This is a genomic window from Pseudomonas sp. SWRI154, from assembly GCF_014268645.1.
Taxonomy (GTDB): Bacteria; Pseudomonadota; Gammaproteobacteria; order Pseudomonadales; family Pseudomonadaceae; genus Aquipseudomonas; species Aquipseudomonas marvdashtae.
Genome location: NZ_JABWQW010000011.1, coordinates 137386 through 152685, shown reverse-complemented (window position 1 = coordinate 152685; position 15300 = coordinate 137386). Strand labels below are relative to the sequence as shown.

Genomic DNA, 15300 nt, shown 5'->3' with positions numbered 1-15300 from the left:
TTTTGGGACGCGGAGCGTCCCGGGCTGCATTCCCACGCGGAGCGTAGGAACGATCATCTGTTGAAAACCGGCGGCCTTACAAAAACATCTCCCGACTCAGCCCATGCCGCTGCATCTTTTCATTGAAGGTGCGGCGCGGCAGTTGCAGTTCTTCGAGCACGGCTTTTACATCACCCTTGTGTCGGGTCAGGGCGGCGCGCAGGCATTGGGCCTCGAAGGCTTCCTGCTGGGCGACGAGGGATTGCCCCGGTTCCATGTCCAGGACGGGCAGTTGATCCAGCCCCAGCACCTGCCGTTCGGCGACGTTGGCCAGTTCGCGCACGTTGCCCGGCCAATCGTGGCTGAGCAGATGGCTCAGTTGCGGACCGCTCAACGGCAGGGCGGGACGGCCCAGGCGTTCGGCGGCGCTGTGGGTGAAATGTTCGAACAGCAGCGCAATGTCCTCGCGCCGTTCACGCAGCGGCGGCAGGCGCAGTTCGGCGATGTTCAAGCGATAGGCCAGGTCTTCGCGAAAGCGCCCGGCCCGGGCTTCATCCAGCAAGTCTGGTTTGGTGGCGGCGATGATGCGCAAGTCCACGTTGATGCTTTGGTTGGAACCCAGCCGTTCGAGTTTTTTCTCTTGCAACACGCGCAGCAGTTTGGCCTGCTGGGCTAACGGCATGCTTTCGATCTCATCGAGAAACAGCGTGCCGCCGTCGGCGTATTCGAGCTTGCCGATGCGCTTGCCCTGGGCTCCGGTGAAGGCGCCGCTTTCATGGCCGAACAGTTCGGCCTCGAACAACTGTTCGGGGATGGCCGCGCAGTTCAGCGCGACGAAGGGCTTGCTCGCCCTCGGGCCGAAGTCGTGCAGGCAACGGGCGACCAGTTCCTTGCCGCTGCCGGTTTCACCGCGGATCAACACATTGACCGGAAGGGTTGCCAGGTCCAGCACTTGGCGCCGCAGGTTTTGCAGCGCCCGAGAGACGCCAAGCAGCGTGGTATCCAGCTTGACCCTGGCATCGGCCTGCTCGTGCAGTCGACGGTTTTCCAAGACCAGGAAACGCTTGTCCAGGGCCCGGCGCAAACTGCCAAGAAGGGCTTCCGGGCTGAAAGGTTTTTCGAGAAAGTCATAGGCGCCGTCGCGCATGGCTTCCACCGCCATCGGCACGTCGCCATGGCCGGTCAACAGGATGACCGGCAGGTCCGGGTCGCGCCGGCGGACTTCGGCCAGCAGCTCCAGGCCGCCAAGTCCGGGCATGCGCACGTCGCTGAGGATCACCCCCGGATAATTGTCCGGCAACTGCGCCAGGCAATCCTCGGCGCGACTGAACAATTGCACCTGGAACCCCGACAGGCTCAGCCATTGCTCGACGGCCGTGCGGATACTGGTTTCGTCATCGACGACTATGACCGAATCAAGCATGCAACTGCGCCTCCTGATCGATGGGCAAGGTCACGCAGAATACCGCGCCGTTTTCATGGTTGTCCGCCGTCAGCCGCCCGCCGGATTCGTGAATGATTGCAAACGAAACCGCCAGCCCCAGGCCCAGGCCATCGCCCACGGCCTTGGTGGTGAAGAACGGGTCGAATACCTGGGCCAGGTGTTCCTCGGCGATCCCGCTGCCGCTGTCTTTCACGGTCAGGCTCCACAATTGATCATCGGCCTGCAGGCGCACTTCCAGGCGCTTGAGCGGTTGGTCGGCCATCGCGTCGAGGGCGTTGCGCAGCAGGTTGATCAATACCTGTTCGAGGCGGATCGCATCGCCGCGCACCCACGCCGGGCGGGTCAGCTGCAAAACGGTGCTGATCTGTTCGTCCCGCAGGCGTGTCTCCAGCAGTTGCAGGGCCTGGTCGACCACCGCCGCCAGGTCCAGGCGTTCGCGCAGACCACTGGGGCTTTTGCGCGCGAAGGTTTTCAAATGGCCGGTGAGGGCGGCCATGCGGGTCAGCATGTCATCCACCGGCTTGAGGGCTTTGTAGGCATCGTCGACGCGGCCGTGGTCCAGCAGCAGGCGCAGGGTTGCCAATTGCATGCGCTGGGCGGTCAGCGGCTGGTTGATCTCGTGGGCCAGCGCCGCCGACATCTGCCCCAGGGCCGCAAGCTTGGCCGATTGCACCAGGCCGTCCTGGGCGGTGCGCAATTCGCGGGTGCGTTCATCCACCAGCCGTTCGAGTTCCTGGCGGCTGCGTTGGCGCAGTTTCGCCAGGCGCCAGCGCTGGTTGAGAAACAGCAGCAGGAACACCAGCGCCAACCACAACCCGGCGGCGGCGAGGCCGGCGTTGCGCAGGTCTTCGAAAGCGACCTGCGGACGGCGTAGCAGGTGCAAGGTCCAGCCTTCGCTGGTCAACGGCAGGAATTCCCAAAGATAATCCGCCGGGCCGTCGGGCGCCTCGACCCGGGACAAGTGACTGTTATCGTCAAAGCGTCGCAGCGGATCGAAGGTCAAGGGTTGTAGCGGTTGCTTGTCGTATTGGCGAGTGGCCTTGAGTTCGGCGCGGTCGCTGTCGGTCAACGGTTGCAGATGGCGATAGCGCCAGCCGGGGCGGTTGGCGATGAAAATGATCCCCCGCGCATCGCTGACCAACAGCGTGTCGCTGCCCTGGCGCCATTCGCGCTCAAGCTCCGGGAACTCCAGCTTCACCACCATGGCGCCGAGGAACTCGCCGTTGTCGCCGGTCACGGCGCTGGACAAGAAATAGCCCGGGATGCCACTGGTTACGCCCACCGCATAAAATCGCCCGGTGCCCTGGGTGCGGGTCTGGAGGAAGTAGGGACGAAAACCATAGTTGTGCCCGACATAGCTGCTGGGCAATTTCCAGTTGCTGGCGGCAACGGCGAGGCCGGCGTGGTCGAGCAATTCCAGGGTGGACGACTGCGCGGCGCCGTTGATCTTTTCCAGCTTGCGGTTCAATGCATCCTGCTGCGCCGCGCTGACCGGGCCTTTGAGGGCGTCACGCAACTCCGGATCCAGCGCCAGCACGGCGGGCAAGGCGCGGTAGCGTTCGATCAAGGTGTGAAGGGAATTGGCGTACAGCGCCAATTGTTGGCTGGCACGGCTGGCGTCTTCCTCCAGGGCCTCGCGTTCGGCGTGGCGTACGGCCAGGGTGGCGGCCAGCGCTGCGCCGATGAGAATCAAAGCGATGGCCAGGAGCAGGCGCAAGGTACGAGGAGTCGGCAGCATGCAGGCGCAAACCGGTAGAAGTCGGGGGCGAACCATAGCATGTTGCTTGCGAGCACCAAACAGGCCTGGCGTGACGGCTCCCGGCGGGGCTGATCGCTGAATTGTTCGGGCCGCCGTGTTGTGTCCGGACACAAGTTTCGGCTGGTTCCGACGGGCCGCGTCGTTTAGCTTCCCGGGCTCACTTGTCACGGATGACGGCAATACATGACTACCCTGCAAGCATTGGTCACGAAGACCTCCCTACTGACCAACCCCCAGCAATGGCTCGTCCATTCGATGCCCGATTGGCTGTCGGGGCTTTCATCAGAACAACGCACGGCACTGATAAAAGCCGCTGGCCCGATACCACCGTGGTTAGCCCAGGCCAGCGCCGCGGATCGGGATCAGCTTAAAAGCGCGTTGCAAGCCAGCTGGACATCCCACGGCAAACTGACGCAAATGCTCGGTCGGCTCCGGTCGATCGAAGCATTCGCCGAGCCGCTGTTGGTCGCCGCGTTGAAAAAGCGTTGCAACCTGACGCTGGACGTCAAGCAAACGTATCTGCGGCTCTACATTCCCGAAGGGGTGGCCGTCGCCTACAGGATTCGAACGATTTCCCTGCTGGATGCCGCCCTGCAAAACTTCGAGGCAAAAGAGGGGCGCCCAGGCTACTTCGACGAAGCGTCCAGTTTCATTACCCGACCCAGCGCGAGTGGGCAGTTCGATATCTTGCCTGTCGGTGACACGCTGACCCTGCCGGTATTCGTGGCGCTTTGCCGGGACTTGGACATCGGTGGCCGCTACCAGGCCTACCTGACGAAAAATCTGCGCGATGAGCCCGTCGCCAGTGCCGTGGCGCAGGAGTGTTTCCAGAACGACGACAAAGACGCCTTCCGGGCGGCAGCGGCGCTGGCGCGGATCAAAGGCGATATCAGCCCGCAGCTTCACCAAGCGTTGCAGGGCTTGATGACTGGCCAGCGAAGTGTCAGCCACGGCGGCAAGTCGCAGTATTGCCACGACCTTTGCCTGCTCGACACTCGCCTGACCGGCATCGTCATGATTGCGCCGGATCTTGAGCAGAGCCGGCAAGTCGAACCGGTCGTGGTCTATATCCCTCACGATCCCGAGCATCCGTTAAAACAGTACAGCTCCACGGCGGCGTTCCTGGCAGCGCTGGCCGTTCGATTGCGTTCGCAACGTTACCGGCAGTTTTTCAGCCGCTTCATTCCCCTGGCCAACCGCGAACGTTTTTTCGCCGCGCTGGATGCCCAGTTGTTCAAGGCCCGGCGTGAGCCGGTGGCAAATCCCAAGCTGCGGATGACTTGCCGGCAGGTCAATAACGATCTCTGGGAGCATGGGTTCGAACAACGGCTGAACCAGATTTTCCAGGACGCCCGCCTGATAGCCGTGCCGACGGGAGATGAAGATCTCAAGTCCCGGTGGGCTCGCTGGGACAGTTTCATGCAGGTGGCCGAGACGGTGCTGGAGATGGCCGCGTTTACGGCAGCGTCGTTTGTGCCGGTACTTGGCGAAGCATTGATGGCCTATACCGCCTATCAACTCCTCGATGAAACCTTTGAAGGGATCGTCGATTGGTCCCAGGGCCGACGTGCCGAAGCGGCCGCGCATTTGCTCGGGGTGGCCGAAAACATGGCGCTCATGGGGCTTTTCGTGGCGGGGGGCAAAGTGCTGGGGGCTGTGCGTTCCACGCGGCCTTCGCCGTTTGTCGAGCAGATGAAGGTGGTCCAGAGCCGCGATGGGCAATCGCGTCTATGGCACCCCGATCTCGCGCCCTATGAGCAGTCGCTGGACCTTGAGACGAACGCTAGACCACAAGCCAATGGCCTTTATCGTCACCAAGGACGAGAGGTGCTGTTGCTCGACGACCGGCCGTTCGTCGTCGAGCAGGCCGTGGGTTCGGGGCAGTATCGGATTCAACATCCCGTACGCGCCGATGCGTATGCGCCAAAGCTCGCCCATAACGAGGCGGGCGCCTGGGTCCATGAGGGCGAACGCCCGTTGAGCTGGCAAGGGACGACACTGATGCGGCGCCTGGGGCATAGCGTCGAATCTTTTTCGGACGAAACCCTGGAGCAGATCCGTATCGTCAGCGGCGTCGAAGAGGCAAGCCTGCGTCAACTGCATGTCGAGCATGCGCGGCCCCCGGTATTGCTGACCGAAACCATCAAGCGCTTCCGGGTTGCGCAGGGCAGTCCAACCGGTATCGAGCCGGTCGACGAGGCGAGCAGTGCCGGTGCCAAGGTCTTGCGCGATGAATTTCCCCTACTGCCCCGTGCCGTGGCGGACGAGCTGCTGGTTGACGTCACCGAGGTGGAGCGCCGGCAGATGAGTGAGCGAGGGAACTTGCCTCTGCGCCTGCGCCAGGCGGCCCGTACGGCCATGGGCGAATGGCGGATTGTCCAGGCCTACGAAGGCTTGTATTTGCCCACGAAGGGCAACCCCGACACCTGGCGGTTGGCGTTGCACAGCCTGGAGCATCTGCCGGGTTGGCCGGCGCACGTGCGTATCGAGATTCGTGACGGGGCGCTGGAGGGGCCGCTGCTCGACAGCGTCGGGCCGTCGTCATCGGTGGTGCGCAAGGTGCTTGTGCCGGTGGAAGAAGCGACGCCTTGGTTGTTTGGCGAGCAAGGTAACTCTGTGGACAGTGCTGACGATTTCTACACTGACATTTTGAGTGCCTTGACCGAGGCTGAACGTCGGGCGTTGGGTTACAACCTGGGCGATGGGCCCTTGCTGAGGAAGGCTGTTCAACAAGCGCCGCTGGACCGGGTGACGTTTCGCAAAGTCCTGCTGAACGCTGCCGGGACGGCGGAGGATCCACCTATAGTCGCGCGTTTGCTCGGGGAGCAACCGGGCTATGCGCGGCTCGATGAGCAATTGCTTGGAACCGGTGATGCCTTAAGCCTGGAGGCGCGGTTCAAGGTGCTGTATCCATCAGCTACGACTGATGTCTTCGCTGAATTCAGGCAATCGTTTTCCAGCGACATGCAGCTCATGGCGTCCCTGACCAGGCAAGAGGCCGAGTTCGATGCATTAAATCAGGCGTTGGACAGTTGGACCTCCACGCCGTCCGGCGAGCGTTCGGCTCACAATCAGGAATACCATCGTCGCGATATAGCCAAGGCGATAAGGCAAAGCTGGCAGGGAAAATACGCACCCTCCGCAAACGAGCCGGGGCAACCCCTGCGTGAGCAGATACTGGATTTGAGTTTCAAGACGGTAGAACAGTTTCTGGAAACGCTACCGCCACTCAATGCCGGTTTTGAACATGTGGCTGTCGTGCGTCTTAAATATGCCAAGGTGCGTGGCGACCTTTCTGTTTTTTTCGAGCATTTCCCCAACGTGAGAGAAGTCTACCTTGACCATAATGATCTGACCGATCTGACATCGGCATTGCCACACCTTCGTGGTCTCAGGGTGTTGAGTTGTTCAGCGAATCAACTTCGGCTGTCACCGCAAATGGTTCACGAGTTGAGTGCTTTGGGGGCGCTCGAAGTCTGTCGGATGGATAACAACCCTAGCCTGGGCGCAGTACCGGATATCGGTCAGATGCCGGCCCTCAGGGTGTTGGATCTGCAAAACACTGGCCTGCAAGACTGGCCGAGCGGTTTGTTTGAAGTGTCACGACCGCGGGATTTTGAATTGAATTTGTCTGGCAACCCTATCAGCCAACTGCCCCAAGTGCCAGAAGGTGGGCCTGAGGCGCGCTTGATTGCGCGAACAAGGCTGGACAGGGATACGCTCGCCGACGAAGTTCACCGCCAATTGGACGCGTACATGCAGTCGGTGGGCTACGATCCGGCGCGTACCCGGCCCCGTACGGGCGAGGACGGCTGTCGGTATTGGCTTGAAGGAAGCCTGTCCGAACCTGGCACCGCTTTACAGCGACGTTGGGACGACCTTGAAGCAGAGCCGGATTCCCAGGGGTTCTTCGATCTCCTTACGCAACTGACGGAGTCCGCCGATTATTCGGACCTTTCAAGACGCCCCGGAATCATCAGCCGGGTCTGGCGGATGCTGACGGCCATGAGCGAAAACACTGAGTTGCGCGAGGAGCTGTTCCGTATCGCGATAAATCCAGATTCCTGTGCCGACGCCGGCTCCCAGATATTCAATGAGATGGGCGTCAAGGTCCTGATCCATGAAGCTTATCGTTCGGCCTCTGCACAGGAAGTTGAAGCCAAGCTCGTTGGGCTTGCCCAAGGCAAGTCGCGCCTTGATCAACTGAATGAAATTGCACGGGCCGCCATCAAGCAACGACTGGATTCCGGCGAGAGTTTCCAAGAGGTTGACGAGGATGGAGAGATAACCGGGACGATCGATGAGGTGGAAACGTACCTGGCCTATCAAACCGGCCTTGCAAAACGACTGGCCTTGCCTTGGCAGTCCGAGGGCATGTTGTTTGGTGAGCTTTCCGGTGTCGATGAGCAAATGCTGGAAGATGCTTATCGGACCGTTATTGAACTGGAGGCGGGTGATGGGCGAGTTAATCAAATCATTGGCCAAGACTTCTGGCAGGCTTATCTCAGACGTCGGTACCCAAGCGACATCGAGGAAAATGAAAGGATTTTTGCTGCGAAGGCCGATGCCTTGTTTGAGTCGTGGGAGGGGCGAGCCTTGACGGTCGATGAGTACGCCAGACAAATCAATATACTAGGTGATGAGAGAAAAACACTGTACAGACGTTTGACGGGTGAGATCTTGAGTAGAACAGAAAAATAGTAGAAGAGCGGCGGCCCTGAGTGATCAGGCCGCCGCTGGCGAAATGCCGTTCATTGCGGTCTTAAAAACTGAGAAGGAATGGCGGCGAGCGCGGTTCTGTACTGGCTATAATCAGGTTGCGTTCTTCCACTTATGATTTCAATGTTTTCGGGAATAATTCCCGCACAATTAAAGCACGCTATAAAATCGTCTCCTTGACCCTCGCCACTTCGCAATAATCGGGTATCAATGGCAATTTCTCCAGCCTCCACGAGGTCAGTGCCCCACTTGTTTCTAGCGAAGTTCAACGCTTGCACCTCGGCATGCGCTCCGGGCACACCCGCAGAAATCGGTACGATGTAGTGACTGGCTATCACATGTGTTTTGATATTTTCAATCGTCACTTGATGCAACGGGTTGTTCCTGCCCCGTGCGTTGTCAGGACGTTGATATTCAGTCTCCAAAGTCCCGACAAAAACATTAAGGTCCCTGATCGCAGAGGCGCCCAGCGAGAACGGCTGTCCATAGCTGCCGTCAATCTCACTGTATTGCTGCATGCCATGGAACGCCTGGGCGCCGTTGGGGGAAACGTTCAAGTTGTAAAAATCTTGAACAATTTCATTGGTCTCGGGATTTAGGACGGCTGCAAACGCAACCAATTTGGTGTCCAGTACGCGTTTGGTGAACTCCTTGCCCGGGTCATTCGTTTTCGTAAGTTCCTTGGCGATGAATTGTTGTTTCTGTGCGGGTTTGAGTTTCTTGACGTCCGCCTCCTGCCCAAGTCTTTGCTTTAATTTGGCATTAGCGGTCGTCACGTCCGCGACCCGAGCGGTATTACTGGTGCGGAAAGCCTCTTTGCGCTCCGTCCTGTTGAGCCCTGTCGAGTCAAAGAAAGACAATGGGTTATTCCCCACCATCGCATACAAATTCAATCCATCCACCGGTCCCGCCGGGTCCGGGTTGATCCAGCGCATCATCCACGCTGCGTAATAACGAAAACCGTAGTAATAAAGCCCACTCGTATCCCGCTCCTTACCGGAATATCGAACGGTCTTGTAACTGGCCTGCACCTGGGAAACCGCCGCCCACCACGCCGTGCCGCCGAACGGGTAGTAACCTTCGTGGCTGATGAGCCGGGCGTTCTGGTCCAGTTCCATGACCAACGAACCCAGATGATCTTCAAGGCTGTAGCGCAGCTGGCCTTGATCGATTTCAGCCGGCCGGCCTTTGGCCCAGTACAGTCCACGCACGTTGGACGCCGGGCCTTGCAAGGTGCAGACGTGCAGTTCTTCGCTGTCATCCAAGGTGCGGATTTCCAAGCCCGGCAAATAACGCACGTCGCGCACATGGGTGACGGAAGCGGCCTGGGTGTTTTGCCGTTTGCGCATGCGACTGCCCAGGGCGTCGTAGCTGTAGTACTCGGCGTCGTCTTCGGCATTTTGGCGTTCAACCTGGGTCACCTTCTGCAATTGATTGCGCCAGTTCCAGGTCAAGTGTTGTCCGCAGGAGGGCAGGCTCAATTGATTGCCACCGACATCGAAGTCCAGATTGTCGCCGGGAGCTGCCTCGCCCTTTTGCCATTGCAGGCAGCGATTGCTCGATGCGTCCATGGTCAGGCGCAGCGTATGCGCCTGACCTGGCGTGGCGCTGCTGTGGACCAATTTCTCCAGATTGCCGCCGTGGTCATACTCGTAGCGTTGGGTGTACGGGGTTCGCAGGGTCAGGTCGGAGGGCGGGACGAGCTCCGGCAATCCCGGTTGCGTACCCGCCCCGGACATTTCCAGTCCCGTGGCGCTCTCCAGGCGATAGAGGCTGTCATATATAAAGGTCCGAACGCCTTCGCTGCGCTGGTTGGCGTGGTAACGCACGACATGGGTGTGATCAGTAATGGACGTGACATTGCCGACGAGGTCGTAGAGGTAACTCAAATACTGGTGGATATCGCTGCCTTTCGTGGCTTTGAGCTCAGTCAGGCGTCCGTCGGCCAGGCCATAGGCAAAGGTCGTCTTGATGCCGTTACCGGCAGTGTATGCCAGGCGCTGGCCCGCGGCGGAGTATCGGAATTCATGGGCGATCAGCTCGGCAGTGGGGCTGTCGCTCCATTGCAAATGCACACGCTTGGGTTGTCCGACCACATCGAACTCAATGCTTTGCTTATGCCCCCTGGCATCCGTCTGGCCCAAGGCATCCCCCACGGCGTCGTAGTGCCAGCGTGTGTCGTAGCGGGCAGGCTCCAGCAAACGCTCGCGGCCTGCTTCGTCGTCCGGCCAGTCGGGTAGCTCCAGCGTGTCCAGGAACCGTTGTCCTTGATCCAGCGGCAAGCCTGCCAGCGAAAAGTCGGCAACGGTGACCAGTCCAGCCGTGTCGTAGTGCTCCACCAGTTGGCCGCAGCGATTGTGCAGGGCGTCTTCGGTCGAGCGACTGGCGTAGCGCAGGCGGCCAACCGTGGCCCAGGCCTGGTCTTGGCCGCGTTCGCGGATCTGCGTGGGGCGTAACTGCGAGTCGTATTCGGTTTGCTGTTCGCTGCCGCGGGCATCCCAGCTGTGCAGGCGCTGGCCGGCCAGGCCAGGTAATTCGCAACGCAGCCCCGCGTCGATGTTTTCAGTGCGCAGCGGTGTGCCCGACAGGCTGTAGATGCTGTGCAGGCTGACGGTTTGCGTGCCGTGGAAGCGAGGGTCCCATTGGTCGACGATGCGTCCGGCGACGTCATACGCCTGGGCCGTGACCAGCCGTTGGGTTTCGTCGTTGGTCGAACCGCGCAGATAATCTACCCTCCGTACCGGTTCTGCCCGCCCGTCGAACACCGCCACGACCGGCGTCTTTCGATGACCCTGAGGGGTCATTGGGCAGGACCCGGATCCGTATCGTTGTAATCGTGATCGCACTGGTACCACGGATGGTAGACATGCCAGGCCTCATGCCCCTTGGCATTGATGACCTTGACCAGCCGTCCTGTCGGATCGTAGAACTGCCGGTCGTGGTAGCCGTGTTCGCGCAACGAGGCGTCGTTGATGTAGCGCCACGCATCGGCGAAATAAGGGCGGTAGACCCGCGTGACCAAGCCTTTATTGTTGTACTCGACCCGTTCGCTGACGCGCCAGCGCGGGTCGGCATCCCGCTGAATCGGTTGCCCTTCGGAGTCCAATTCCAGCGAGCCGTCCTCGGCCACGGCATAGGCTTGCCCAGGCTCGACCAATTGCTTGGTTTGCAGGGTACGACCAAAACCGTCGACCGCACTGAGGGCGATGCGGATCTGCTGCAATGGATCACCCGGGTAGCGGTCGGCACTCAGTACGACGCTGTGGGCCGGTTCCCGGGCCGTTGCCTGGATCAGCGTCCAAAGCAATTGCTCGCCAGGGGTAGGCGTTTCCAATTGGGGCAGGCGAACGCGCGCCGAGTCGCGAATGTGGCCGCTGGGCAATACATAGCGGGCGTTGATCCATTCTTCGCGGTGCTCCGGCGACACCCCCGCCAAGTCGAGCACGCCCATCCAGCTCATATCTTCTATCCGCACGGCGCTGGCCATGTTGCCCAGGGTGTCCCCGGGATTCTCAATGGCGTGAGCGGGAGACAGGTCCTCGGGCGGCTCATAAGTATCGATGGAATCGAAGCCTGCCGGAGCGCCATTTTCGGTGCCGTGAAAGGTGACGCCCAAAGGCACGCCGGCGGGACCGTAAAGCGCTTCCTGGATATTCTCGTTGGGGTCGGTGATTTTTCGCGGCTGCAACGAGTGATAGTCGTATTCGACGCGCGTCGTGCAGCCGTCCGGGAGTGTTACGGCGATCGGCATCAGGTGATAGGCGTCATATTCGGTTGTTGTCACGCCATGGCTCTGGGTTTCAAGCAAGGCGCTAATCTGGAAGAAACCTTCGAGCGGCAGATACGTGGCGAAACCGAGTTTTTTCGACCAAAGCTCTTGGGCGCCTTCCCCTGGGTATTTCAGGAACAACTCCATGGGCTCGAAGCCAATGGTCCTTAGTTCCGTACGAATGTCGATAGGCACGGCGTCGTAGGCTTCGAGTGCTTGCTTGTCGAACTCGGCCACTTCCAGAGGTCTGCGCAAGGCCTGGAAGAGAATTTCTCCCGCTTCATCTTCATCGCGCAGGTAGCTTTGCTCTTGAAGCGCGATCAACACCCGAGCGGTTCTCCATTCATCCGAGTCCTGGTGCGCAAGGAAAGATTCGTAGCTGACCTGTTGCGACGTCAATCCGCCGGGGAGGTCGCCCTTGGGGAGTTGCAGGCCATTGGTCCGAGCCCGCCAGGGCAGGCCCAGCCGGATGCGTTTGCCGATCTCGTCAACCAGGTCCAGATGCTCGGCTTTGCTCTCGACGATGTGGAAGATCTGTTGTTGATCGTCATGGGCATCGCGCCACCAGGTTTTCTCGTCCTCATCTTCGAAGGGCGGATCATCGTCTGCCGTGAGGCGTCGCGCGTAATGAATGACGAAGCTGTGCACCGGCTGGCCATAGCGGTTCCAGTCCAGGGTGATGCTGTGTTGGGCTTGCGGGTCGTTGATGAAACCATCGTATTGATGGCTGACCGTTTCCAGCGCCAATACCAATAAGGTTTTATGGTCCGGATAAGGTAGACGCAGCATGTAGCGTTGTTGCGTCACGCTGTACGGTTCGAGCATGGCGATGGAGTCGGCGTGATGGGTCTCGCTGCGCAATACGTGGCCGCCCAAGGCGTAGGCCATTTCCCGTGCGGTCTCGGGATCGGACGTGATGACCTGGTTGGCCCTATCCTTTTCATGGTGCAGGACCAACAGCGTGGAACCCAGCAGCGGCGCATCGTCGTCGGCCTCGAAACAATCCTTGAGGGGTTGATCGACGGTACGACCGGTGTGGAACCAGGTCTTGACCAGCAGGGGCGCGGTAAAACCGCTGTCCATGTCTGCGCCGGGGATTTCGCTGTCGAGCTGATACAACCGGCCGAAGCCGCGAAATTCACGGTGAAAGCTGTCGTAGTCGCCCTCGAAATAGGTGAACCGCTGGGTCAGGCAATTTCCGCTGATTTCGTCCAGCTGTTGCTGGCGCGCCACCAGCGGCAGGGCCATGGGCAGGAAACAGTCCAACGGTTCGTCTATTGTCACGCGCTGTGCTTTTTCATCCAGCCAGAACTGCGCGCTGCTGCGATAGCTCAGGCTACTGCTGCAGCCCATGTTGTTGTTCGTGGCGCTGAGCAGATAGGGCCGCGTCGCGACGAAATCGTAGCGCCAATGACGGGGGTGCAGGTCCGGCGCGTGATGGGGAACGCTCAGGATCAGGCTGGCACAACCCAGGCCTTGCAGATCGGCCAGGGTGACCTGGCAGAGACGGTCGTAACGCAGGCCTTCGGGCCAGGGAACCTGCAGCGGAGTTTGCTCGAGACCGTTGCCGCCGCGGTTGAAATAGATCTCGAAACAATCGCTTTGCAGGTAAATCAGCGCCGGCGCCCCGGACCCATCCAGATCCGCGATGCGCACCCGCTCGGCATCGAACTCGGTGTAGGCGAAGGGCAGGGCGCTCATGACAAAACCTTCGCCGAAACGCCCATGACCCAGGTTTGGCCAGCATTTGATTTCATCGAAGCGAATACGGCACAGCTCGGTGGTGTCGCTACCCAGCAAATTGCCGAACAGCACCAGCTCGCTACGCACATCGCTGAACAATGGCAGGTCGCTGTCCGGTTCATGAGGCACTTCCACACCTGGGGCGAACCCTTCTTCGCGAAGGTTGGCGTACAGCCGCACGCTTTTGGGACCGATCATGGCCAGCGAGCGCAGACCGTCGCCGGCCAGGTCGCCCAGTTGCGCGGCGGGGTGCAGGAACTCCGTGGGGAAGGCGTTGAAGTCCTTGAACGTCGACCAACTGCGGTCCGGGTTGAGGGTATAAAAGCCACTCATGCCCGGTTGGGCGATGAGCCAATTGAGGCGGCCGCTGCCCGTCAGGTCGGTCAGCACCTGCATCACTGGCGAGTGATCGGCGGCGACCGGGATGCTTGGCAAGAGCGACCAGGGACCATAACCGATTTCTTCGCTATCACCGCTAGCGGCGCGTTCAGGTTCGCGGTAATACCAGCCGTTGCTGTAGCGACACAAAAAGCCTGGAATACCTTCACCATAAAGATCGACACACTGGTAGCGACGGCCGTCTTCCAGGCCGGGCATGGTTTCCAAGGCAAAAAATGCCTTGGGTTCAAGGTTTGGCTCAAAGTCGGTGTATTGAAGTTCCACCGGTGGGCTGTGTTCGACCCGGCCGTCGGCATCCCAGTCCTGATAATGGGCTGCGGTCAATAAGTTGTAGCCAGCCCTGATGGTGGCGGCGTACTCCAGCATCAATCGCCGCACCAGCGCCGGTTCTGCGTCGGGGTCGGTGGGAAACTGGTGGAACATAAGCACCTGGTGGCACAGGCGCCGCGTGCCGACCTCGAAACCGTAACGGTAAGCGTGGATCGGGTCATCGCGCTGTAGCCAGGGGGTCTCGGCGGGGGCCGTCCAGGCGGGTTTTTCGTCAAGTTCGAGGGTGCGTTGGCCGTAATCGAAGACGAGATGAAAGTGCCAAGCCAGGTTGGCCGGATCTTCATCTGCGAAGCAATACAAGGTATCGCTGGCCGTGGCGTTGCCGTAACAGACCCGTCGCAAGTAGCGCTGCGCGCGGTAGTCATGGGGGCCGTCGGACTCAGCGGGATCCTCCGTATATTCGTAATAGATGTGCTCGCCCAGCGGGCTGACTTCTTCCAGTAACAGCCACTCGGCGATGTGCGAGGTATCGGCGATGATCGACGCTGGGCTTTTTCCATAGCAATACAAGTGACCATTGCTGCCTTGTACGCGCCAGAACGGATGGCTGGTGATGGATCTCCAGAGTTCGTAGATGTCGAAGGTACTCTCGGTCCTGGGGTAATAGCGCACCACCGCGTAGGTCAGGTCGCCCACTGTGCAGCTGGTCTGCCCGTCAAGATCAGGCCACATGTCCACCCCGTCGGGCCCGACCATGACATCGTCGTCGCCGTAGAGCGGTACGCCTTTGCTGGTTTTACGAGTGATGCTGGGGATTGGCAGCTGCATGCCGATGCCGAACATGCCGTTGCCACTTTGACTGTTGTATTGCAGGGCCAAAGAGGGTGTCAGGTGACGGGCGTTGGACACGGGCAGCGGCAAGGACAGGGACGCCGCGCCCCGAGTGCCCACCGGGCCGAGGCTGTTGCCGATGGTCGCAATCGACGCGCCACCGGCGATGGTCGGCGTGATGATCTGGAGGGGCGTTTGCTCTGCCATGGACGTTCATCCCTTTGATCCGCGCCGGGGTTGATTCCCGGCCAGGGTGAGAATGCCAAGATAGAGCAGGGCTGTAACCTGTCAGATCTGACAGGTAGATGGGTGCAGCCGATGAATGGCTGTGCTGAAGACCTTGTGGGCCGCCACGGGGTGGATGTGTTCCAAAAAAATAAGGCCGGT

At 60.2% G+C, this 15300-nt stretch carries 5 protein-coding genes; 1 reads left to right on the top strand and 4 read right to left on the bottom strand.

What is annotated here, in order from left to right; translation table 11 throughout:
- Positions 1-76: 76 nt before the first annotated feature.
- Together mifR and mifS are read right to left on the bottom strand one after the other, a co-directional pair.
- Positions 77-1402, bottom strand: a complete 1326-nt coding sequence (gene mifR / locus HU806_RS12805; protein ID WP_186611713.1) for a two-component system response regulator MifR — start codon at positions 1400-1402, stop codon at positions 77-79.
- Positions 1395-3161 carry a two-component system sensor histidine kinase MifS gene (mifS, locus tag HU806_RS12800; protein WP_186611712.1) on the bottom strand — a complete coding sequence of 589 codons (1767 nt, stop codon included), beginning with the start codon at positions 3159-3161 and terminating at the stop codon, positions 1395-1397. Before mifS ends, mifR begins: the two co-directional genes overlap by 8 nt.
- Positions 3162-3365: 204 nt before the next feature.
- On the opposite strand from mifS, the gene HU806_RS12790 reads away from it, so the two are divergent.
- Positions 3366-7883, top strand: coding sequence for an NEL-type E3 ubiquitin ligase domain-containing protein (locus tag HU806_RS12790; protein WP_346657170.1), 4518 nt, complete (start codon positions 3366-3368; stop codon positions 7881-7883).
- 50 nt (positions 7884-7933) lie between these two features.
- On the opposite strand, the gene HU806_RS12785 is transcribed toward HU806_RS12790, so the two are convergent.
- Both HU806_RS12785 and HU806_RS12780 read right to left on the bottom strand, forming a co-directional pair.
- Positions 7934-10705, bottom strand: coding sequence for an RHS repeat-associated core domain-containing protein (locus HU806_RS12785; RefSeq protein WP_186611709.1), 2772 nt, complete (start codon positions 10703-10705; stop codon positions 7934-7936).
- A complete protein-coding gene (locus HU806_RS12780; protein ID WP_186611708.1) occupies positions 10702-15120 on the bottom strand; it encodes a SpvB/TcaC N-terminal domain-containing protein in 4419 nt (1472 codons plus the stop codon). Before HU806_RS12780 ends, HU806_RS12785 begins: the two co-directional genes overlap by 4 nt.
- Positions 15121-15300: the final 180 nt, after the last annotated feature.